Here is a 24070-nt window from a genome sequence, read left to right as displayed (position 1 = left end):
ATGGAGAAAATAAAAGGATTATCTGATTCAGTTCCTATACATGGTATCTGGAGCACTAAAAATGCTAAACAGTGGGAAAATGGATATGTTGTAGGAAATGGAACAATAGGAGGAGTGTTGTTTGGTGAACCTTCTTCAGGAACACTGATTGGAAACCACCATCGATTATTTTTAAAGGAAAATGACATGGAACATTTACCAGATATAGCAAGTCATCTTCCAGAATTAAGAAAAATCATTTCTTCTGATAGTTACCAAGCAGGAATCGATTTTTTTGAAGAAAAAGCAATCGAAAAAGACTATGCTGGTCTTACAATGAGCGATCGATATCATCCTGCTTTTCAATTGAATTTGGCATTAGACAATACAACCGTCAAAAAGAATTCGTATGTCAGACAGTTAGATTACCAAAAAGGGCTGGTCACCGAAATACACCAAGATAGTAGTGAACGATGGTATGAAAAGCAATTGTTTTCTTCTGAAAAAGAAAATGTATTAGTATTCTCAATTGAATCCGACCAGCCATTCGACTTAACCTTGTCGTTAGAGAATTTCCAAAATGAACGGTTAAACCAAACGGTCAAGTATTCACCAACAACTGCTATACAAAAAAATAGATACCAGGATGATAGTTTTTACACAACCGTTCTAGAATGGTCAAACAGTATGGCTTCAAGTAACGATAAAGGGTTGCATTTTAAACAAATTAAGAAAGTTGAATTCATTATACGAATCTTTTGGAACGAAGAGGAAGAAATTTTAGCGACAAAGAATTTCAAATCTATTTTGGAAGAGCATATAACAGATCATAAAAAGAAGTATGATCAATCATCGCTTCAATTAACAACCGATGAAGAGCGTTCAAGAAGTCTAGAATCCATAGTAGAAGAAATGAAACGAACCAATCAAGTTCCACTAGTTTTATATGAGAAATTGTATGATGCCAGTCGCTATGTTATTCATTCATCTATAGGTGAAGCTATGCCAAATTTACAAGGAATATGGGGTGGAGACTTTTCTCCTGCATGGAGTGGAGACTATACAATGGATACAAATATACAATTAGCTATCTCTTCATTAAATAGTTTGGGCTTATCAGAAAAATACACTGGATTTTTTTCTCGTATGAAGGAATATGAAAAAGATTTTGAAGAGAACGCGATGAAGTATTTTGGGTGTAGGGGTTACTTGGTGCCAGCTCATGCCAGTACTACAGCAAAACATGTACATTGGAATCGAGAATGGCCTTTAGTTTTTTGGACAAGTGGTGCCGGTTGGTTAGCTCACTTTTACCAAGAATATTTTGATTATACACAAGATAAGGATTTTTTAAAGCAAGTAGCACTTCCGTTTTATAAAAAAACGCTTTTATTTTATGAAGATTTTATCCAGTATAAAAAAGACGGAACAGGTCTGATCCAGCCTTCCTATTCTGCAGAAAATGGTATGGGTAATAATGCCACAATGGATGTTGCTGTTATAAAGGAAGTTTTTAATAATCTTTCAAAAGCATGCAAAACTTTAGGAGGAAAAATTCCTGAAAACTATAAGAAATTAGTGGTATCTTTACCGCAATATGCTGTTAATGATGAAGGGATATTAAAAGAATGGATAGATCCTACGAAAGAGGAAAATTACAACCATAGACATTTTTCCCAGTTTTATCCGCTATTTCAAAGTAAAGAAATCACGAAAAACACTCCGTTACTTTGGAATGCTACTCAAAAAGCGTTTGATAAGAAGCTATCCGCATGGTTATTAAATAATGAAGGTGAAACAAGCTCTTCACACGGTCGGATGCATGCAGCCATGTGCGCTATCTCGCTTGAAAGATCGGAAGCTGTAGAATCTGCACTAGATGAACTTATCTTAAAGCATGCATGGTATGACTCACTTGTAACAGCGCATTATAATGAGCAAGAAGTATTTAATATCGATGCCAATGGTGCTTTACCTAAAATTTACCATGATGCATTAATCTATCCTGAATCAGAAACAGAGTTTACGTTGTTTAAAGCACTGCCTTCATGGTTATCTAAAGGTAAGATAAAAGGCGTTTTTTTGCCAGGGCAAATCAAGGTAGAAGAATTAGAATGGAATTTGCATAGTGGCGAACTTTCTTTAAAGTTGGAAGCCCAAAGAGATTGTAAAATAATCATCTATTTAAACGATAATTACTTTTTTACTGAAAGAAAAGGTTTAAAAACAAAGAAAATTGAATTACAATTAAAAAAAGGCTTACAATATCAACTTGAAAGCATTATTTCTAGAAAAGAAAAATAGTTTTGGTTAAAAATGTATGCGCTTAAAATTAGGTTTATATAATAAATAGGGATGTTGGCAATGAAAAAAGGGATAAAAAAAATATGGAATTTTTTAAAAAAAAAAGAAATGAAAGTTACCATTAAACAAAAACTATTGGGATCTTACATTTTAGTTTTGATGATACCCATTATTTTAGTTGGATTATTTTTAGCAACCGAAATTCGCCAAAATATGATCAATACAAAAATAGAGGAAATTGAAAGCAATAATGAAAGGATCGAAACTTTTTTCTTGAAAAATTTATCAACAGTTATTCGTATTGCAGACTGGATCTATCAAGATGATGATTTAGTAGAATTGGTAACGCATCAGTACCAAGATACGTTTGAAGTTTTTCAAGCATATGGTGACTATGAGATGTTTGATGATTACATTAAGTATTATGATGAAATTGAGAATATCCGATTTTATGTTGATAATCCGACTTTAACAAGTACAAATGGTATTTTTTTTGCAGAACCAGAAATAGTAAAAAAAGACTGGTATCAGGAATCACTGCAAAAAAAAGGGCAGATCAGTTGGGAAGAAATAGCAGATCCGATTACCGGAAAAACTTATTTTAATTTGACACGTTCAATTTTTAGAGATAAAGAACTGATAGGAGTATTATCTATTGCATTTGATAATGAAGTTCTTCAAGAAATTCTAATTGACTCATCTGATCCTGTTTTCATCACATTAAATAATAAAAACCTTCTTTTCAATTATCCTCAAACCGTAAATACATTGGAGATGTATCAAAACTACCACATAAGTAATGTAAATAAAGAATTTAAAAGCGACACGGAAAATATACAGCAAGAAATTAGTGGCCAAGATTTTATAATAAATAGTCGTCGTTTAGATATACCTAAGACGAACCAATCAACGATTAATGTCATTGGAATGGTCCCTACTAAAAAGGTAGTATGGGAAGCTAATAAGGATATCATGTTATCTTATCTTGTTGTACTCGCTTTTTTTGCTCTCTCAATTATTTTACTAGGATTATTTATCCGGAAATTTAATGAAAGAGTGATTAAACTCAACAAGGCTATAAGTAAAGTGGCAAACGGTAACCTAGAAATTCCAGAAAAGATTGAAGGGAATGATGAAATTACAGAAGTATACGATCATTTGTATCAAACAGTACAAAGCTTAAAACAATTGATAGAAGAAAATTATCAACATGACATTCAAGAAAAAAACTTAGAAATCCAACAAAAAGAAACACAATTCAAAGTTCTAGCTAGTCAAATCAATCCGCATTTTTTATATAATACTTTGGAAATGATTCGAATGAAAGCTTTCAATAATAATGATAAAGAAGTAGCAGTGATCATAAAGATCTTAAGTAAGCTGATGAGAAAAGCTCTTGAAGGGAATCTCAAGGAACAGCCTCTGAGTGAAGAACTATCCTTTACAGAGATGTACTTACAAATTCAAAAATTGCGATTTGGGGATCGTATCGACTATATGATAACTCAAGAAATACAAGAAGACTATCAAATCATTCCTTTAATTATTCAACCTATTGTTGAAAATTCCTTTATTCATGGAATTGAATCTAAAGAAGAAGGAGGAAAAGTGGAGGTCCTCGTTTTAGAAAAAAATAAGGAGTTGATTATTCATATAATCGATAATGGCATTGGAATTGAAGAAGGAAAACTTCAGAAATTAAAACTCATGTTAGAAACTGAAGGAGAAGCCAATCGAATTGGAATCAATAATGTGAATCAACGGATTAAACATTTTTATGGTGAAGATTATGGATTAGATATTGAAAGTATTTTGGGTGAGGGAACAAAAGTGATTATTTGTTTACCAATTAAACAACTAAGTAAAGATAAAGGGGTAGGGGAAAATGTATAAGGTTCTGATTGTTGACGATGAGCCAATTGTACGTGAAGGGCTACAGTATATCATTGATTGGGAATCCTATGGTTTTACGATAGCTGGAACGGCAGAAAATGGGAAAATAGGTTTAGATAAAATCCATGAATTAAAACCGGAATTAATTATTACGGATATCAAAATGCCAGGAATGTCTGGTATAGAAATGGTAAGAGAAGCAAAAAAAGATCATCTTTTATCCAGATTTATTATCCTTTCAGGATATTCTGACTTTTCCTATGCACAAGAAGCCATGTCATTAGGTATGCTATTTTATCTTTTAAAACCGATTGATGAAGATGAATTGATACGTATGTTGAAACAAGAAAAGAAACAGTTAGATGAACAAAAAGAACAACATGAAAATGCCAAAAAGTATAAAGATTACACAGTACTTACAAAAATAAAGGCCTACATTCTCAATAACGAATTTTCAGAAGAAATCAACTGCTTATCATCCTATCACTCTTATCAAATAATTGGTTGTCATTATGACCATAGAAAAATTAGTCAAGATCAATTAAAGGCAGCCATTCCAACAATAGAAGAATATACGTCATTTGTATTCAATCATGGAAATTATTTATATATTTTATTGTGTCAGAAAGAACATCAAAAAATAGATCACTTTCAAGATCAACTTCAAGAACAGTTAAACCAATTAACTAGTAAAATCTATCTATCTGTCAGTCAAGAAAGTCATTCTATAAACCAGTTGCAAGCATTATATCAAGAGATAATAGAGTTAGAAGAAAAAAGATATTTATTTCCCACACAACCGGTATTATCCTATGAAATCATCAAAGCAAGATTAGAGGGAAAAGATGGTGTGAGGAATACGCGAGATGAGCTGAAAAATAAGTTAACTGAGGCTATCAAAGAAAGACAAAAAATTAAAATTACTGAAATTTTAAGACAATATACTGAACTTTATCAATATTCTAATTGGTCTGTTGAAAAAATGAAGGCTGATTTAGCTAATTTAGTTCTATACTGTATTGAATTTTTAGAAAGCATTATGGAAAAGCCAGTAAAAGAACAAGAAAAAAATAAAATTATTTCAGTTATTCTTGCAGAAAATTCAATTATTAAAACAATTGAATTTTTAAATGAAGTTTTTTATGATTTTAGCCAATTTTTCTATGAGACCTATGAAAAGCAAGATATTGTTGATGAAATTGTACGATATACTAAGAAAAATTATCATAAAGACTTAAACTTAGCAGAATTAGCAAAAGATTTTAATTACAGTTACTCTTATTTAGGGAAAAAATTTAGAGCTGAGAAAAAAATAAGCTATCATAATTATTTAGACAAGGTACGTATTGAACAAGCTAAGAAATTAATAAATAGCGGTTCTTATTATGTCTATGAAATTGCTGAAAAAGTAGGATACTCAAATAGCGATTACTTTCATAAAAAATTCAAAAAAATTATGGGTGTCAGCCCAAAACAATACCAGAAGAAAATAGCAGAAAATGGTGATAGAAAATGAGCCAAAAAAATATTATCCAAACGCCTTTGTATAAAGGATTGCAGTATTTATATGCATTTCTAATGACCAATATTTATTTCATAATAAGTAATATACTAATTATTCTTACGTTTTTCTCAATTCCTACCAGTTTTTCATCGATTCCTTTATACTATATTGCTCTTATCCCTATGGGACCTAGTTTGATAGCTTTATTTTATACAATGGGAAAGTTGCATCGAGAAAAAATAATTCAGCCCACAAAAGATTTTTTCCAATCCTATAAAAAAAACTTTTTTATTTCGATTCGTTATTGGCTTATTCAATTGACAGTCATAACTATCTTATCTGTAGACATAGTTTATTTAATCAGCAAAGGATATAGGATATGGACCATTATTAGTATCATAGCATGGTGTTTTATTTTGATTGCTACAATCAATGGATTTGCTATACTGGCAACTTTTGAAGTGAAGGTTAAGAATTTAGTCATTTTTTCACTCTTAATGATTAAAAACTATTTTTTGAAAGCTCTATTGAGTTTGATGACGCTTTTATCCTTTGCAATTATTTGGTATGGGTATCCAAGTGAAGCTACATTAGGTATTTTTTCCATAGTCGTTTACTTTTTAATGAGAACGAATTACTCTGCATTATTTGACTTGAAAAAAAAATATTCATCTGAAACGGGAGAACAATTATGAAAATAAACCGTAAACACACTCTGTTTTTAATTCTTCTATGCAGTTCAGTCTTTTTAATTGGAGCATGTACAAAAGAAAGTTCAAGTACCACTCAAAAAGAAAATCAAACTTCCTTGACTATAGCAGTAGAATCAATTGCCAATGCGCAATCGTTAACCATTGAATCTGACAAAAAAGAAGTAGCCTTGCAATTAAAGGATACAGGCTGGGAATCTTCAGAATTAAGTAATCTAGATAATACAAGTATTGATACTCTTATTACAAATCTTATGTCTATACAAGGTACAGCAGTTAAAGAAACGAAAGAAATTGAAGAATTCTTTGAACAACCGGATACGACTTTTAATTGGACCAGTAAAACGGATAGTCACAATTTGGAATTTGTTAGTAATGAACAAGGAGATTGGGTCAAACTAACTGATGAAAATGTTTATTACCAAATTTCGAGTGTTACTTATGATATAAAAACATTTGAGTTTGTTTATATCCAACCTCCTATCAAGTTAGCAGTTGAGGATCCAAGTGAGATAGAGATTAATTCTAAAGACCAATCAGTCGTTTTGAATACTGAAACAAGTATGAATGCAGTTGAAGCGTCTCCGTTTATTAGTGGATGGTTTTTACAAGGAAGTTACCAAACAGAATTTTCTGTGGAATATCAAAAAATGGAAAGTTTTTATAATACATTAACAAACTTAAAAGGAACCAAAGTTGAGGAACTAGTAGATGAGGAAGATGCTACTATGATCTTAATATTGAAAGATGGGAAACAAGAAGAAAGGTTGTTTATTAAAGAGACAGAGGGAGAGAATAAAAATTATTATGTAACAATCAATAGTGATCAACAAACATATGAAGTTCCAGCACCCTTAATGGAGCAATTTTCTTTTGACCCATTAACCATAGTAGATAATTTTATATCTATCATGCCTCTTAGTGCAATACAATCTATTGAGGTTCAGCAAAAAGATCAAACAACAACAATTACAGCAAAACATAAATTAACAGCTGACAATAAAGATGAAACGACAATTCAATCTACTTTTTATGTGGCTGAGAAAGAATTACCAGAAACCACATTTAGAAAAACTTATCAATATTTAGCCAGCTTATCGTATGATTCCGTTCTAAAAGAGGATGAGAAGACTGCGGCAACAGAAGAAGATGAAATTAAGATCACATACATTTACTTAAATGATGGTAAAGAAGAAAAAGAAATTATTCGATTTATGCCAATAGTTGAAAGTGAGTACTACGCCGTAGAAAAAAATGGTATCTTCGAATTTAAGACATCAAAAGAAACTGTACAAACTGCTTTAAACGAGTTAGAGAAGGTAACCAATTAAAAGATAGCTATTCAATCAAAAATCGATTCATAGGGCGAACTGACCTCCAAAAATTAGAGCTGAAAAGTTCAATTTTTAGAGGTCTTTCTTTGGGTGAAAAATGAACTGACAAAAAGATAGCTAAAAATTACTATACTTAGGTTCAAAAAGTAAGGTATTAATTGAAAACGTTATCATTTATTATAAGTATATAAAGAAAGACAGGAAGTAAAGAAGAAGGAGGATTCGTAATGGAAAGTGTAAAGCTGTTGAAAACGGATAAAGAAATAAGAAAAGGCAGTAAAAAAAAGATAACGTGGAAAAAAATTAAAGAACAAAAAATGCTGATTTTTATGTCGCTTCCGTTTGTAATATGGCTAATGATTTTTGCCTATGCCCCTTTAGTAGGTTGGATTATTGCCTTTCAAAATTATAAACCACAAAATGGTTTTTTTGGTTCAGAGTGGGTGGGTTTTAAACACTTTATTGATTTATTTAATGAACCAATGTTTTATACCGCATTAAAAAATACGCTGGGCATGGGTATGTTGGGTTTGGTTTTTGGTACGTTATCTGCAATTACCTTTGCAATAGCTCTCAATGAGATTCGTTTTTCAAAATTTAAAAAACTTACACAAACTATTTCTTATCTCCCCCATTTTGTGTCTTGGGTAGTAGTAGCTAACATTGCCATTACAGCGATGTCACAAACTGGAATCATAAATGAATTGTTAATGACCCTTCATTTGATTGATGCGCCAATCAATTTCATGTCTGATCCAAATAAATTTTGGGGTATTGTAACTGTTTCAGATATTTGGAAGGAAACGGGTTGGAATGCTATCATCTATCTAGCTGCTATGACAAGTATTGATCAAGAAATGTATGAAGCTGCTCAAGTAGATGGTGCTAGTCGATTCGAACAAATATGGCATATTACTTTACCCTCAATTCGTTCCATTATTGTAATATTAATGATTATGAATATCGGAAACCTAATCAACATTGGATTCGAAAAACAAATGTTGTTAGGCAATAATATTGTTGCCGATAAAGCACTGGTTATTGAGAAATACGCATTGGACTATGGTATTGGGATGTTTAGGTATTCATTTGGTACAGCTATTGGAATATTTAAATCTGTTGTAAGTGTTGGTCTGATTCTAATATTTAATGGCATTGCTAAAAAAACAGGAGAAGGACATTTAATGTAGAAAGGAGGAACTGAAGATGGAAATGCTGACAACCGATGAAATAATAAAAGAATCCCCTAAGAAGAAGAAAAAAAATAAGAACAAAGCTGGTTGGCCAGATGTAATTTTAGGATTTTTAATGCTTTTGGTTATTGTGGTAACGCTATATCCGTTTTTAAATGTACTGGCAGTATCGTTGAATGATGCTACCGATACAGCAAAAGGAGGATTGAGCATTTACCCAAGAGCTTTTACTCTTCAAAACTATAAGGAGATTTTTTCAAGTAATAATCTCTTGTTGACTGCTTTTCGAAACTCTGTATTAAGAACAGTGATAGGAACGATTGCTTCTACTTTTGCGTGTGCTGTATTAGCTTATATACTTAGTCGTAAAAACTTTATTTTCCGCAAACAATTAGGTGTGATGTTAATATTGACCATGTATGTAAGTGGAGGACTGATTCCTGCATTTTTAATCAATAAGGAATTAGGTTTAGTGAATAATTTCGCGGTTTATATTATTCCAGGATTAGTAAGTGCCTTTAATGTAATCGTTATCCGTTCGTTTATTGACGGTTTGCCTGATGCATTAGAAGAATCGGCAAGAATTGATGGGGCAAATGATTTTACAGTATTTATAAAAATTATTATGCCGTTATGTATGCCGGTATTAGCTACAGTTGCGTTATTTGTAGCAGTTGGTCAATGGAATAATTGGTTTGATACTTATCTCTATGCTCGTTCAAATGAAAACCTTACCACATTACAATACGAATTAATGAAGATTATGGATAATGCTTCTTCGATGTCAGCATCGGATGTCAGTATGATGAATGGACAGCAAATGACTGCACAAAAGACAACACCTGAATCGATTAAGATGGCAATTACCATCGTTGCTACCGTTCCAATTCTGATTGTATATCCTTTCTTGCAAAAATATTTTGTTTCGGGTTTAACTTTAGGAGCAGTAAAAAGCTAAAAATTATTTTATAGGAGGAACAGGAAAAATGAAATTTAAAAAGTTGGCAACATCATTATTATTATCAGGTAGTATTTTACTAGTAGCTTGTGGTAATGGAGAAGCAAGTGATAATGGGAGTGAAAATGGAGATGAAGCTTTAACACTGACGTTTTTTAGTTCAGATTTACAAACAGATGATCCTTTTACAAATCCAGTTGCAAAGAAAATTACTGAAGAAACTGGTGTTAACCTAAAAATTTCTCATCCAGTTGGGGGAGATGAACAAGCTATTCCTTTAATGATCGCTAGTGGCGATTATCCAGATATGATTTTTGGTAAAGGCGATATAAATAAACTAATTGATGCGGGTGCTGTTATTCCTTTGGATGACATGATTGAAGAAAAGGGAGAAAATCTAAAAGCGTTATACGGCGATCAACTTGACCGCTTGAAAAATAGTTTAGACGATCCACAAATCTATCATGTGGGAACTGGCGGAGTGACAAATACTTATTTAGAAACAAGCGGGACCTTCCAATTGCAATTAAATGTTATGAAAGAATTAGGGTATCCAGAAATAAAAACAGTGGAAGATTATGAGAACGCTTTAACGGATTATATAGCTAAAAATCCTAAAACTGAAGATGGACAAGATTTCATTCCTTTAACTCTTTTAGGAAGTGACTGGCGCTGGTTAATCACTGTTGGAAATCCATCGGCTTTTGCAGCAGGATTACAAGATGATGGACAATGGCATGTTGATGAAGAAACATCAGAGACTGTTTATAAATTCCAACTCCCAGAAGTAAGAGAATATTTTAAATGGTTGAACCACATGAACGATATTGGATTACTTGATAGAGAATCATTTACTCAAACCTACGATACTTACATTTCTAAGTTGTCTTCCGGAAAAGTTTTAGGAACTGCTGATCAAGATTGGAATGTATTAAGTGCTGAAGCAGCATTAAAATCTGAAGGCAAGGATTGGTCTCTATGGGCTCCTCTTCCGATTACATTAAATGAAGATCTTGAATCTCAAAGTACGAAAGATTATGGGTTTACAGGAACTACTGGGGTATCTATCAGTTCAACTTCTGAAAATCAAGAAGAAGCTTTTGAATTCTTAGATTGGATGGCTTCAGAGGAAGCTCAAGTATTAGTTAACTGGGGTATTGAAGGAGAAAATTATGAAATAGTTGACGATAAACGCGTCCAAACAGATGAAGATCGTAAGAATGCTAGTACAAATCAAAATTATTCTCTTGAAACAGGAATAGGACAATATATCTGGCCATTCCCAGGTTGGGGTACTGGTGCTGTTGATTCTAATGGACAAAGCATTACCCGCAGCACAAAAGAAGATATACAAGCTAATTATACAGATGCTGAAAAAGAAGCTTTGGAAGGCTATGGAGCAGAACTATGGGTAGATCTATTTCCGTCACCAGAAGAACTAGGTAGTCCAAAACATGGTAAAGCATATGAGTATGTTATTCCATCAGATAGTGATGTTACGATTATCCAAACAAAGGCTGATGATTATACTACTCAAAAAATTACTGAAGCAATTTTAGCAAAACCAGAAGAATTTGATGCTATTTGGGATGAAATGCAAAAAGGTTTAGAAGATATGGATATTGAAGCAGCAAGTAAAGAGATGACGCAATTAACAAAAGACCGCTTAGAATTATGGGGCGAAAATTAAATAAACTAAAGAATACATTATTCCTATAAGTGAAGCAAAAAGAAAAGTAGAAATGCACCAAGCAATTAGGAAGCAGCTACTTTTCTTTTCTTTGCAAATAGCTATGAAGAGAGGTTTAATGATGAGTTATATTTGTTTTGATGTCGGAGGAACAGCTGTTAAACATGCACTTGTAACAAAAAAAGGTACGATTCTTCAACAAAATAATTTTCCGACTAATCACGGTGGTAAAGATGAATTTATTGATTCTTTACTGCTCATTATAAAAGAATATGAATTTGAAGACACCATTGAAGGTATCGGGTTAAGTTTTCCTGGAATCGTTGATCCAACTAAAGGAACATCGATTACAGCAGGAGCCTTGTATTCCTTATATAAAGAAAATATAAAAAAAGATCTCCATAAAAAAACAAATTACTTAGTCACAATTGAAAATGATGCAAATTGTGCCTTATTAGCTGAAAAATTTAATGGGAAAGCAATGACGAATAAAGATGTTCTTTTAGTTACTGTTGGAACAGGCATTGGGGGAGCATTGATGGTACAAGAGCATCTGGTTTACGGACACCAATTTAAAGCTGGTGAATTTGGAATGATGCGCATTGATCTTAGCCAGCAGCCTGACACGACTCTCCATGAGTTGGCATCTACTTCTGCATTGGTTCGTTTCTATAAAGAAGCAAAAAATATTTCAAATGAAACAGTCATTGATGCTAGACAAATTCTTGTTGAAATGGATAAGGATCCAATCGTAATGAACATAGTCAATAGATGGATCGACTATTTAGCAACAGGAATTTTCAATATGGTCGTGTTTATGAACCCAGAAAAAATTTTAGTTGGAGGTGGTATTAGTGCGAATCCTAAACTAATTCCATTGATTCAAACAGCATTAGCTAAAAATCCCCATTGGATAGATTTTGGAGTGGAAATCGATAGTTGTCAGCATCAAAACAATGCTGGTATTCTTGGAGCCTTATATTGCATTTTAGAAGAAAAAAAAAGGCTTGAAGAAAGTAAGCTGTCCTTAGAGAGTTCTGTATAAAAAATTAAAACTAATTGAACTGCTGTTAAGAAAGGAGTCTGTCATGTATCACCAAAACTTAGAAGAGTTTCCAGAAAATTTTTTGTGGGGTTCTGCCTCTGCAGCCTATCAAATAGAAGGTGCATTTGACGAAGATGGGAAAGGGCCATCTGTATGGGATACTTTTTCAAAAATTCCAGGGAAAACTTTTGAGAACACAAATGGAGATATTGCTATAGATCATTATCATCGATATAAAGAAGATGTTCGCTTAATGGCTGAAATGGGGTTGAAAGCCTATCGCTTTTCCGTAGCCTGGTCTCGAATCATTCCAGATGGTGAAGGAGAAATCAATGAAGCAGGAATTGACTTTTACGAAAATTTAGTCGATGAATTGCTTCTTTATGGCATTGAACCTGTTTTAACTCTGTACCATTGGGATATTCCACAAGCTTTACAAGACAAGTATAACGGCTGGGAGTCAAGAGAAGTTATTGGTAGTTTTAAAAAGTATTGCAAAGTATTGTTTGAACGATTGGGAAATAAAGTGAAATATTGGGTCACTTTTAATGAACAAAACGTCTTTACAGCTATGGGTTATCGCTGGGAAACGCATCCACCAAATGTTTCAGATGTAAAAAGAATGTTTGAAGCTAATCATGTTGTGAACTTAGCAAATGCAGAAGTCATTAATCTATTTCACAAAATAGTTCCAAAGGGGCTTATCGGACCAAGCTTCGGTTATGGACCTATGTATCCAGCCACTTCAAACCCAGCTGATATTTTGGCAGCAGAGAACGGCAATGATTTTAACAATAGTTGGTGGTTAGATGTTTATTGTAAAGGACGATATCCAGTCTTTACATTGAAACAGCTGAAAAAAAATGGAATTGCACCAACGATATTACCAGATGACGAAGAGTTGTTAGCATCTGCAAAACCAGATTTTCTTGGCATTAATTTTTATCATGGAGGAACAGTTCAAGAAAATAAGTTGGAAAAGCCGATAGAAAATCAACATAAAGAAAGAGCTTTTTCAGCAACAGATCCTTATCTGATGCAACCAAAAGAAGAACAATCGCAAAGTCCAGAGATTCCTATGTTTCATTCTGTCTCTAACCCTTATTTAGAAAAAACAAATTGGGGATGGGAAATTGATCCAGTAGGTTTTCGAATAGCATTACGAGAAGTCTATGCTCGTTATGATTTACCGATATTTGTTACTGAAAATGGATTGGGTGCTATAGATGAACTGACAGAATCAGGAACAATTGAAGATGATTATCGTATTGATTATTTAAATGCACATATTTTAGAAATGAAAAAAGCATTAACAGACGGTGTAGAAGTGATTGGTTATTGTTCATGGTCCTTTACCGATTTATTAAGTTGGCTTAACGGCTATAAGAAACGTTATGGGTTTGTATATGTTGATAGAACGGAGCAAGATGTAAAAGATCTACAGCGTATACCAAAGAAGAGCTATTATTGGTACAAAAATATTATAGAAACAAATGGTAAAAATATAACGAATAAGATAGAGGTGCTGAAATGAAATTTACAAATGGTGGTTGGATGGTAAAAGATGGGTTGGAAGTAGATTATCCAGCTCATGTTTACACAACTAGACAAACAGAAGACAAATTAACTTTGTACACTCCATTCCGCTACATAGCAGATAAAGGAGCAACCTTAGACGGTGGTATGATGACCGTTGAATTGACTTCACCTTACGAAAATGTGATTGGTGTAAAAGTGTATCACCATAAAGGGCAAATAAATCACGGACCAGATTTTGAACTAACAAAAGAAAATCCTGAAGTAACGATTCAAGATAAAGGCCAACAAGTTACCTTTTCTAGTGGTGCTTTACAAGCTGTAGTTACAAAAGAAAACCCTTATGAAATTTCTTTTGAAAAAGATGGCAAAGTTTTAACAGCAAGTAAACCTAGAGGGCAAGCTTACATTCGTGATCGTAACGAAAACGAAACCTATATAAGTGAGCAATTAACCATTGATGTTGGTGAATTGATTTATGGTTTAGGTGAGCGATTTACATCTTTTGTCAAAAATGGACAAACAGTTGATATTTGGAATGAAGATGGTGGAACAGGAACAGAACAGGCATATAAAAATATTCCTTTTTATATGAGCAATCGTGGATATGGGGTCTTTGTAAATTCTCCTCAAAAAGTGAGTTTTGAAGTCGGCAGCGAAAAAGTTTCTCGTGTACAATTTAGCGTTCCTGGTGAAGTGATGGAGTACTACATCATTGCTGGAGACACGATGAAGGAAGTATTAGGTCTCTATACAGATTTAACTGGTAAACCTGCAATGCCACCAGCTTGGTCATTTGGATTATGGTTAAGTACATCTTTCTTAACAGACTACGATGAGGGTACAGTCAATAGTTTTGTAGATGGCATGATTGAACGCGATATTCCGTTAGAAGTATTTCATTTTGACTGCTTATGGATGGAAGAATATGAGTGGGTCAATTTTACATGGGATAAAAAGATGTTTCCAGAGCCTGAGAAGATGTTGCGTAATTTAAAAGAAAAAGGATTGAAAATCTGTGTCTGGATTAATCCTTATGTTGGGCAGAAATCTTCTATGTTTGATGAAGGAATGGAAAATGGGTACTTTATTAAGCGTCCAAATGGAGATGTATGGCAATGGGATAAATGGCAGGCAGGACTAGCTATTGTTGATTTCACAAATCCTGCAGCAGTAGAGTGGTACAAAGGCAAGTTATCTGCATTATTAGATATGGGAGTTGACTCGTTCAAGACAGACTTTGGTGAGCGAATTCCAGTGGATGCTGTTTACTATGATGGATCAGATCCTTATCGTATGCACAATTATTATACTCAATTGTATAACCAAGTCGTATTTGATTTGTTGAAAGAAAAACGTGAAGAAAATGATGCTGTATTATTTGCTCGTTCTGCAACTGTAGGGGGGCAAAAATTCCCAGTTCACTGGGGTGGAGATTGTACATCTGATTACCCATCTATGGCGGAATCATTGAGAGCAGGATTGTCGTTTGGGATGAGTGGATTTGGTTTCTGGAGCCATGATATTGCTGGATTTGAAGAAGGCTCTACACCAGATTTGTATAAACGTTGGACACAGTTCGGTTTATTGTCTTCTCATAGTCGTTACCATGGAAGTAAAGAGTACAAAGTGCCTTGGGTTTATGACGAAGAAGCGGTAGATGTTTCACGCAAGTTTACTAAATTAAAATTAAGTTTAATGCCTTACCTAATGAGTCAAGCCGTAAAAACAACTGTAGAAGGTATTCCTATGATGCGTTCAATGGTCCTAGAATTTCCAGAAGATAGCTCTGCACAAACCTTGGATCGTCAATATATGTTGGGTGATAATTTACTTGTAGCTCCAATTTTTAATGATCGTGGTGAAGTAGATTTTTATGTTCCAGAAGGACGTTGGACAAATTACTTAACAAACGAAGTATTAGAAGGTGGACGCTGGTATCATGAAGTCCACGATTACATGACCTTACCATTACTAGTTAGACCTGACAGTATCATTATTGAAGGTTCAGTAGATAATCAAGCTGAATACGATTATGCAAAAGATATTATCGTTCATATTTTTGAGTTGTCTGATGGAAGATCAGCACAAACAAGGGTATACGATAAACTGGGATTAGAAATAGGGAAAGTAGTTGTTGAACGTACCGGAAATGTTTTGACGGTTTCAACAGAAGGAACGAATGGTGTGAAAGCATTGTTACACAATATTGATTCAGTTCAATCTGTCAATGGAGGCAAAGAAGACTCTTCAGATAGAGGAACACTTATTGCTTTAGAAAAGGCAAAAGTAGAGATTACACTTTAAAAAATAAGAGAACAAAGTTATAAGGTAACACTATAATTTTGTTCTCTTTAATAGATAACTGCTGGAGGTATAAAATGGGTAAACAATTTTTTGACAACATGCTATATGGTGGGGATTATAATCCAGAGCAATGGCCACGAGATATTTGGGATGAAGATATGCGTATTTTTAAAAAAGCTAGCATCAATACAGCAACTATCAATGTTTTTTCATGGGCAAAGTTGCAACCTTCTGAAAACGAATACGACTTTTCAGAGTTAGATGAGATCATTGATATGCTGACTAAAGAAGACTATACCATTATTTTGGGAACATCTACAGCTGCTTTGCCAGCTTGGATGGCAAGACAGTATCCAGATGTTAATCGTGTAGATTTTGAAGGACGTAAACACCGTCATGGTCATCGACACAATCATTGTCCGAACAGTCCAAGTTTCCAAGGTTTCGCTAAAAAGCTGGTAAACAAGTTAGCAGAACGATATGGCAATCACCCAAATGTCAAAGTATGGCATATTTCAAACGAATACAGTGGTGAATGTTACTGTGATAACTGTGCGAAGGCTTTTAGAGTGTGGGTAAAGGATAAGTACCAAACATTAGATGCGGTAAATGAAGCATGGAATATGAATTTTTGGGGTCATACATTATATAGTTTTGATGATATCACACCACCCAATTATTTAGGAGACGGAATCAGTGATACAGCTGCTGCTTTTGCGGGTCTTTCAATTGACTATCGTCGGTTTAATTCAGACAGTTTATTGAATAATTTTAAACTGGAAAAACAAGAAATTCGTAGATTTGATAAAGAAACTCCTGTTACCACTAATTTGATGGGTGCATATAAGAGTTTAGATTATTTTAAATGGGCTAAAGAAATGGATTTTGTTTCTTGGGATAGTTACCCAAGTCATCAAACACCACTAAGCCATACAGCAATGAATCATGATTTAATGCGCGGATTAAAAGATGGGCAAAGTTTTATGTTGATGGAGCAAACCCCTAGTCAACAAAATTGGCAACCATACAATGCTTTGAAACGTCCTGGAAAAATGAGAGCGCAAAGTTATCAAACAATTGCACATGGTGCTGATACGATTCAATTTTTCCAATTACGTCGTTCAAAAGGTGCAACAGAAAAGTTCCATGGCGCAGTTATTGAGCATGTTGGACATGAAAATACACGAGTATTCCGTGAAGTTGCTGAGTTAGGCAAAGAACTTGAGCAGTTAGGAGATGCACTTATTGGAGCAGAAACTCCAGCAAAAGTAGGGATTTTATTTGATTGGGATAACTATTGGGCACTGGAATACACTAGCGGGCCAACTGTTGATTTGCGTTATGTAGAACAAATCCAAAACTATTATGATGCTTGTTACAATCAACAAGTGCCAGTTGACATGATCCATATGGATACAGACTTCGAAAAATATGATGTGATTTTAGCGCCAGTACTTTATATGGTTAAAGAAGGTATATCAGAAAAAATTGAACAATATGTGGAAAATGGCGGTACATTTGTGACAACATTTATGAGTGGGATTGTTGATCAAAGCGATAATGTTCATTTGGGAGGCTATCCAGGTCCATTAAGAGATGTATTGGGAATTTGGGTAGAGGAAATCGACGCTTTAGCTCCAGAACAACGAAACCAAGTGGTAATGAAAAAAGGCCAATTAAATCAAGAGAAATATGATTGTCGAATGGTGTGTGACTTACTGCATACTGAAGGTGCGGAAGTAGTTGCTGAATACGGCACAGACTTTTATAAAGGGATGCCAGTCATTACAAAAAATAATTTTGGAGCAGGAGAAGCTTGGTATGTTGGAACAGTCCCTGAACAAAAACTGTTGGATGAATTGATTGGAAAACTGCTTAAAGCTAAAGGAATTCAAGGATTTGAACATTTACCAGCTGGTGTTGAAATTGCCAGTCGTAAAAAAGGAGAGAATGAATTTTACTTTTTAATGAACCATACTGAAGAAAATAAGACGGTTGAGACCGATTTTGAAGGGTATAAAGATCTTTTAACTGGCAATCAAGTAACTAGAGAAATGAAACTTAACCCCTTTGATGTGAAAATTTTATTGAAAAACAACTAAAAATTAGAGAGAAAATGCCGAGGTTTTTAAAACCTCTGCCTTTTTTCATTATGAAACGAGAGGTTTTTATCGATGGGGAATTTTGAGTTAATTCAAATTAATGAGCAAACTAAGGAGTTTCACTTAAGCAATCATCAGATGAGCTATATTTTTAAAGTAGAGAGAAAAACCAAACAACTTGAGCAACTTTATTTTGGAAAACAAATTAAACACCGTGAATCATTTGAATACCTTGTTGAACGAGAGGAAAGACCTTCAAACAATTTATATGAAAATGACAGTACATCATCTTTAGAACATATTAAACAAGAGTATCCAGGTTTTGGAACAACAGATTTTCGTTACCCAGCTCACCAAATAAAATCGACCGGTGGAGATCGTATAACTCACTTTGAATATGTGACCTATGAAGTGAAACATGGAAAACCAATTTTAGAAAATCTTCCAGCTACATATACCGAATCCGAAACGGAAGCGGAGACTTTAATCATTGTTTTAAAAGATGCTTATTCAGAAATAGAATTGCGTTTAAGTTATACGGTATTTAAAAACTATTCTGCAATTGCTCGAAGTGCTCAATTTATAAATAAAGGCGATGAAAGTGCAGACTTAGAAAATGCAATGAGTTTAAGTGTAGATTTTCCTGATGCAGATTATGAGTTGATTCACTTAAATGGAGCTTGGGCAAGAGAAAATCATTTAGAAAGAAAACCACTTCAAACAGGATTACAATCTGTTTCAAGTGCAAGAGGTGCGAGTAGTCATGCACATAATCCTTTTATGGCATTAGTCAGACCGACTACTACTGAAATACAAGGGGAAGCATATGGATTCAGTTTAATTTATAGCGGTAATTTTTTAGCTCAAGTTGAAGTTGATCCTTATCATATCACTCGAGCAATGATGGGTATAAATCCATTTCAATTTAGTTGGAAATTAGAAAAAGGGGAAGTCTTTCAGACTCCAGAAGCTATCATGGTTTATTCAAATAGTGGGTTAAATGGTATGAGTCAAGTGTTTCATGATTTATACCGCACACGCTTAGCTAGAGGCCTTTGGCGAGATAAAGAGCGACCGGTTTTAATTAATAACTGGGAAGCAACCTATTTTGATTTTAATGAAGAAAAGATTTTAGAAATCGCTAAGACAGGTGCTGAGTTAGGTATGGAGTTATTTGTCTTAGATGATGGTTGGTTTGGAAAACGAGATGATGATACAAGTTCATTAGGCGATTGGTTTGAAGATAAAGCTAAACTGCCAAATGGTATAAAAGGACTCTCGAAAAAAGTTCATGATTTAGGATTGAAATTTGGGTTATGGTTCGAACCTGAAATGGTGAGCAAAGGAACAACCTTATATGAAGCTCATCCTGATTGGATCATCCAAATACCTGGCAAAAATGCTTCTCATGGAAGAAACCAATATGTACTCGATTTTTCTCGTGCTGAGGTTGTGGATAATTTATTTAATCAAATGGATGCCATTATTAAAGACGGGCAAATTGATTACATTAAGTGGGATATGAATCGCTATATTTCTGAAGCCTTTTCTGTTTCACTTCCTGCAGACCGTCAAGGCGAAGTTTACCATCGCTATATATTAGGGGTCTACAGCTTATATGAACAGTTAATTGAAAAGTATCCTACTATTTTGTTCGAATCTTGTGCAGGAGGCGGAGCACGTTTTGATCCGGGAATGCTTTACTATGCACCTCAAGCATGGGCAAGTGATGATACAGATGCTGTTGAGAGATTGAAAATTCAATACGGTACGTCAATGGTTTATCCTTTATCAAGTATCGGAAGCCATGTTTCAGCTATTCCAAATCATCAAGTAGGACGAGTAACATCATTAGCTATGCGATCAGAAGTCGCCTATTTTGGCACATTTGGATATGAATTAGATATCACTCAACTATCCCTTGAGGAGAAAGAAGACATCCGTCACTATACTGCAGTCTTTAAAACTCATAGAAAATTAATTCAACAAGGAACCTTTTATCGGTTGAAAAGTCCTTTTGAAGAAAATAATACAGCTTGGATGGTTGTCTCTAAAGATCAAACGGAAGCAATTATCGGATACTATCAAGTCTTAGCTATACCTAATCAGCCATACGAAAGACTAAAATTACAAGGCTTAGATCCAGAAAAAATATATGAAGTAAAACCTATGCAACAAAAACGGTACGGTGATGACTTAATGTCTATTGGATTAATTTTTGCAGATGATAAAACGAAAGAATCAACAGCTGATTGGAAATTCAAGCGTTTTGGAGACTTTACAAGCAATGTGTTTTATCTTAAAAGTAAGTAAAAGAGACCACAAAAAAGAATAACACTTAGTTGTTATTTTTTTTTTGTTTGTCACTGAAATAATAGAAATACTGGTTAAGACAGTTGTAGGTTGAAGCATTAATGAAGTCAATGTTATCAAGACGTATTACATGATACTCTATCCTTATTCCTTTATACTAAATAGTGTAATGATTCATAGAAAGGATGAAAGTAAGATGACAAAAATTGAGAAATTCGAATTAAATGATGGAACAAGTTTACCGGTCATTGGATTTGGAACGGTAAATATCCAAGGAGCTACAGGTGTAAATAGTGTTCTCACAGCAATTGATGCGGGCTATCGACTTATCGATACTTCAACCAACTATATGAATGAAGGGATGGTAGGGGAAGCAATTCGACGTTCATCTGTTCCACGTGAAGAGTTGATGATCAATTCAAAACTACCAGGAAAAGCGCATGAATACGATAAGGCAATCAAGATGATTCAAGAATCTTTATATCGTATCGGTATCGACTCATTTGATAAATATTTGATTCACTGGCCATTACCTAAACAAGATAAATATGAGGAAGCGTGGCAAGCATTAGTAGAGGCACAAAAATTTGGTCTGATTAAAACAATAGGTGTATCAAACTTTCTACCAGAACATCTAGAGCGAATCATTAAAAAGACAGGGGTAACGCCTGCTACCAATCAAATTGAACGCCATCCATACTTTAATAACAATGATTTAGTTAAAGCAAACAAAGAACTAGGTATTTTAACAGAAGCATGGAGTCCATTTGGTCGTGAAATCAATGATGTATTGGAAAATGAAATCATTGTTGCGATTGCTAAAAAATATGGTAAAGAACCAGCACAAATTATACTACGTTGGAATTTACAAAATGGCGTCATGCCAATTGTAAAAGCTTCTTCTTTTAGTCACCAAAAAGCTAATTTAGATGTGTTTGATTTTGAATTATCAAAAGAAGATATTCAGAAAATCGATAGCTTAGATAAAGGTGAAGAGGGTAGAGTAGAAGGCCAGCATCCAAATGAATACGAAGAGTTTGATTAAATAAGCTTTGGATTAGAAAAGTGAAAGGAAGAAAATCTTATGGTAAATACTTTTTATACCAAAGAAAATAAACCATTTCCTAACAATCCATTACCTGTTCTGTACTATCCTAAAGTGTTAGCTAATTTAATAGATGAACCTGATCCAGCACACTCTGTGCTGGATCTATTTGAAAAAAATGGTTATAAAAATGGATGGGTAAATGGTATTTTTTCTTATCATCATTTTCATTCCAATACTCATGAAGTATTGGCTTGTATTGCTGGTGAAGCAACTGTGCAACTTGGCGGTCCTGATACACAGTCCTATTCCTTTTCTGAAGGGGATGTTCTACTTCTTCCTGCAGGTGTAGCACACAAAAGAGTAGCTGCAAGTCCGGACTTTAAAATTGTTGGTGCTTATCCTGAAGGTCTGGAACCCGATATGCAAAAAGGTGGAGCAGAAAATTACGAAAGCATCAAACAAGCGATTACGGCAGTTCAACTTCCTAAGAAAGATCCAGCTGAAGGAGCAAATGGTTCTTTATCGAACCATTGGGTGTAATAGAATAATTTGAATCTTAACTTATTGAGTGGAATAGATGCTTATAAGCAAAGGAGCTGTAATAGATGAGTGAAGTTATTACTATTGAAACAACTGTCAACCGTCCAATAGAAAGGGTCTGGGAAACGTGGAATGAACCAAGGCACATTATTCATTGGGGCTTTGCATCAGATGACTGGCATGTACCAGCTGCACAAAATGATTTAAGCGTAAACGGTACCTTTAATTATCGTATGGAAGCTAAGGACGGCAGTGAAGGTTTTGATTTTAGTGGAGTTTATACAGAGATAGTGCCAAATAAACGAATTGCCTATATTTTAGGAGATGGAAGAAGAGTTTCTATCGAATTTGCTGAAACAGGAAATGTTACTAAAATAAATCAATCTTTTGAAGCTGAAAATGAATATCCACCAGAATATCAAAAAGAAGGTTGGCAAAGCATCTTAAATAATTTTAAAAACTATACTGAAACAGTTTAGAAATAAACTGGGAAATATCTTGGTAAATTCAACTCTAATATAAATTTAAACACTCTTTAAAAGAGACACTATAAAAAGTGAACTCCTAGAAGAGTGTTTTTTTTGAAGGGATTTTACTTAACTAGTTGGAAATATGCTACACTAAAATATAAAGCAGTTTCAGTCAATTATTCGATAATAAGTGGACATGACTAGTTAATGAAATAGTTAGGGAGGAAACGTATAATGAAAGGGTATTCAAAAAAGTCGCGTAAAATGGATTATCAGTTATCTTTAGTAGCTTTTTCCCATGTGAAGGGACAAGTGGCAGAATTAGAGTTCCATTCTCACCAGCAATATGAACTATATTTTTTTCATGGAGGAGAATGCAAATATTTAATCAACAATCAGATATATGATTTGAACCCTGGAGATATGCTGTTTCTAGATGGTTTAGATTTGCATAAAGCACATGTAACAGGTAATAAAGAGTTGTACGAAAGAAGCATGATTCATTTTTCACCAGAATGGATTTTACCTGTATTAAAAGAATTGGATGCGCTTTTTTTGTTTGATGCTTTTAAACAGTTGCGTCATGGGCTATTTCATACTCAGGTTACAGAAGAAAACTATGAAATTGAAGAACTGATTACTAAGTTGTCGCGGTTGTCTCAAACAACTGAAGTAAACAAGGAAATAGCAGCAGAGGCAGAAGCAAAGATACTGTTGATCCAGTTGCTCTTTAAGGTGCACCAATTAGATAAAACCACATTGGTGGAATTAAATGAAGTTAAGAATGGCAAATATTTGTATGCAGAAAAAATTGCTTCTTACCTACAAAAGCATTTTAAAGACCTCATTTCGATAGAAGATATCTCAAAAGAATTAAATTTAAGTTCTTCCTACATTTCACATACGTTTAAAGACTCTACTGGTTATACAGTCATGCAATATTTAATGGAGTATCGTTTGATACAAGCGAAATACCTGATTGAAGTTGTAGGGGAGAATAAAACGATCAAAGAGATCTCAAGGGAATGTGGTTTCGAAAGTGATGCACACTTTAATCGTTTCTTCAAAAAGAAAATAGGGGCGACGCCTAACGAATACAGAAAAAAACAATTAGATAAATATAGAAAAAAGATAGGAGAATGAC

The 24070-nt window shown here is 34.0% G+C and carries 17 protein-coding genes; all 17 read left to right on the top strand.

Going from position 1 to position 24070, the window contains the following annotated elements:
* Positions 1-2283, top strand: a complete 2283-nt coding sequence (locus ABS916_RS08790; RefSeq protein WP_350451528.1) for a glycosyl hydrolase family 95 catalytic domain-containing protein — start codon at positions 1-3, stop codon at positions 2281-2283.
* A 60-nt stretch (positions 2284-2343) separates the two neighbouring features.
* Positions 2344-4176, top strand: a complete 1833-nt coding sequence (locus ABS916_RS08785) for a cache domain-containing sensor histidine kinase (RefSeq protein WP_350451527.1) — start codon at positions 2344-2346, stop codon at positions 4174-4176.
* Positions 4169-5692 carry a response regulator transcription factor gene (locus tag ABS916_RS08780; protein ID WP_350451526.1) on the top strand — a complete coding sequence of 508 codons (1524 nt, stop codon included), beginning with the start codon at positions 4169-4171 and terminating at the stop codon, positions 5690-5692. The genes ABS916_RS08785 and ABS916_RS08780 overlap by 8 nt, the downstream gene beginning before the upstream one ends.
* Positions 5689-6375: a DUF624 domain-containing protein gene (locus ABS916_RS08775; protein ID WP_350451525.1), complete on the top strand. Its 687-nt coding sequence runs from the start codon at positions 5689-5691 to the stop codon at positions 6373-6375. Before ABS916_RS08780 ends, ABS916_RS08775 begins: the two co-directional genes overlap by 4 nt.
* The gene (locus ABS916_RS08770) at positions 6372-7721 is read left to right on the top strand and encodes a DUF4340 domain-containing protein (RefSeq protein ID WP_350451524.1); all 1350 of its coding nucleotides are present in this window, start codon (positions 6372-6374) and stop codon (positions 7719-7721) included. The genes ABS916_RS08775 and ABS916_RS08770 overlap by 4 nt, the downstream gene beginning before the upstream one ends.
* A 230-nt stretch (positions 7722-7951) precedes the next feature.
* Complete coding sequence (locus ABS916_RS08765; protein WP_350451523.1) at positions 7952-8914, top strand: ABC transporter permease; 963 nt, start codon at positions 7952-7954, stop codon at positions 8912-8914.
* A gap of 16 nt (positions 8915-8930) precedes the next feature.
* Positions 8931-9875: a carbohydrate ABC transporter permease gene (locus ABS916_RS08760; protein WP_350451522.1), complete on the top strand. Its 945-nt coding sequence runs from the start codon at positions 8931-8933 to the stop codon at positions 9873-9875.
* Between the two features lie 28 nt (positions 9876-9903).
* Positions 9904-11565, top strand: coding sequence for an ABC transporter substrate-binding protein (locus ABS916_RS08755; protein WP_350451521.1), 1662 nt, complete (start codon positions 9904-9906; stop codon positions 11563-11565).
* 103 nt (positions 11566-11668) lie between these two features.
* Complete coding sequence (locus ABS916_RS08750; RefSeq protein WP_350451520.1) at positions 11669-12610, top strand: ROK family protein; 942 nt, start codon at positions 11669-11671, stop codon at positions 12608-12610.
* A 43-nt stretch (positions 12611-12653) separates the two neighbouring features.
* Positions 12654-14144: a glycoside hydrolase family 1 protein gene (locus ABS916_RS08745; RefSeq protein WP_350451519.1), complete on the top strand. Its 1491-nt coding sequence runs from the start codon at positions 12654-12656 to the stop codon at positions 14142-14144.
* Entirely contained in the window at positions 14141-16453 is a 2313-nt protein-coding gene (gene yicI / locus ABS916_RS08740; protein WP_350451518.1) for an alpha-xylosidase, read from the top strand. Before ABS916_RS08745 ends, yicI begins: the two co-directional genes overlap by 4 nt.
* Before the next feature lie 74 nt (positions 16454-16527).
* Positions 16528-18555, top strand: coding sequence for a beta-galactosidase (locus ABS916_RS08735; RefSeq protein ID WP_350451517.1), 2028 nt, complete (start codon positions 16528-16530; stop codon positions 18553-18555).
* Positions 18556-18627: 72 nt separating this feature from the next.
* The gene (locus tag ABS916_RS08730) at positions 18628-20868 is read left to right on the top strand and encodes an alpha-galactosidase (protein ID WP_350451516.1); all 2241 of its coding nucleotides are present in this window, start codon (positions 18628-18630) and stop codon (positions 20866-20868) included.
* A 196-nt stretch (positions 20869-21064) separates the two neighbouring features.
* A complete protein-coding gene (locus ABS916_RS08725) occupies positions 21065-21913 on the top strand; it encodes an aldo/keto reductase (protein WP_350451515.1) in 849 nt (282 codons plus the stop codon).
* A gap of 39 nt (positions 21914-21952) precedes the next feature.
* Entirely contained in the window at positions 21953-22456 is a 504-nt protein-coding gene (locus ABS916_RS08720) for a cupin domain-containing protein (RefSeq protein ID WP_350451514.1), read from the top strand.
* A 65-nt stretch (positions 22457-22521) separates the two neighbouring features.
* A complete protein-coding gene (locus tag ABS916_RS08715; RefSeq protein ID WP_350451513.1) occupies positions 22522-22935 on the top strand; it encodes an SRPBCC family protein in 414 nt (137 codons plus the stop codon).
* Positions 22936-23160: 225 nt separating this feature from the next.
* Complete coding sequence (locus ABS916_RS08710) at positions 23161-24069, top strand: AraC family transcriptional regulator (RefSeq protein ID WP_350451512.1); 909 nt, start codon at positions 23161-23163, stop codon at positions 24067-24069.
* The last annotated feature ends 1 nt before the right edge of the window (position 24070 follow it).

The sequence above is a fragment of the Carnobacterium sp. genome (genome assembly GCF_040274945.1).
Classification (GTDB): domain Bacteria; phylum Bacillota; class Bacilli; order Lactobacillales; family Carnobacteriaceae; genus Carnobacterium_B.
The sequence above is the reverse complement of the archived record's forward strand: the minus strand, read 5'-3'. Positions and strand labels throughout refer to the sequence as shown.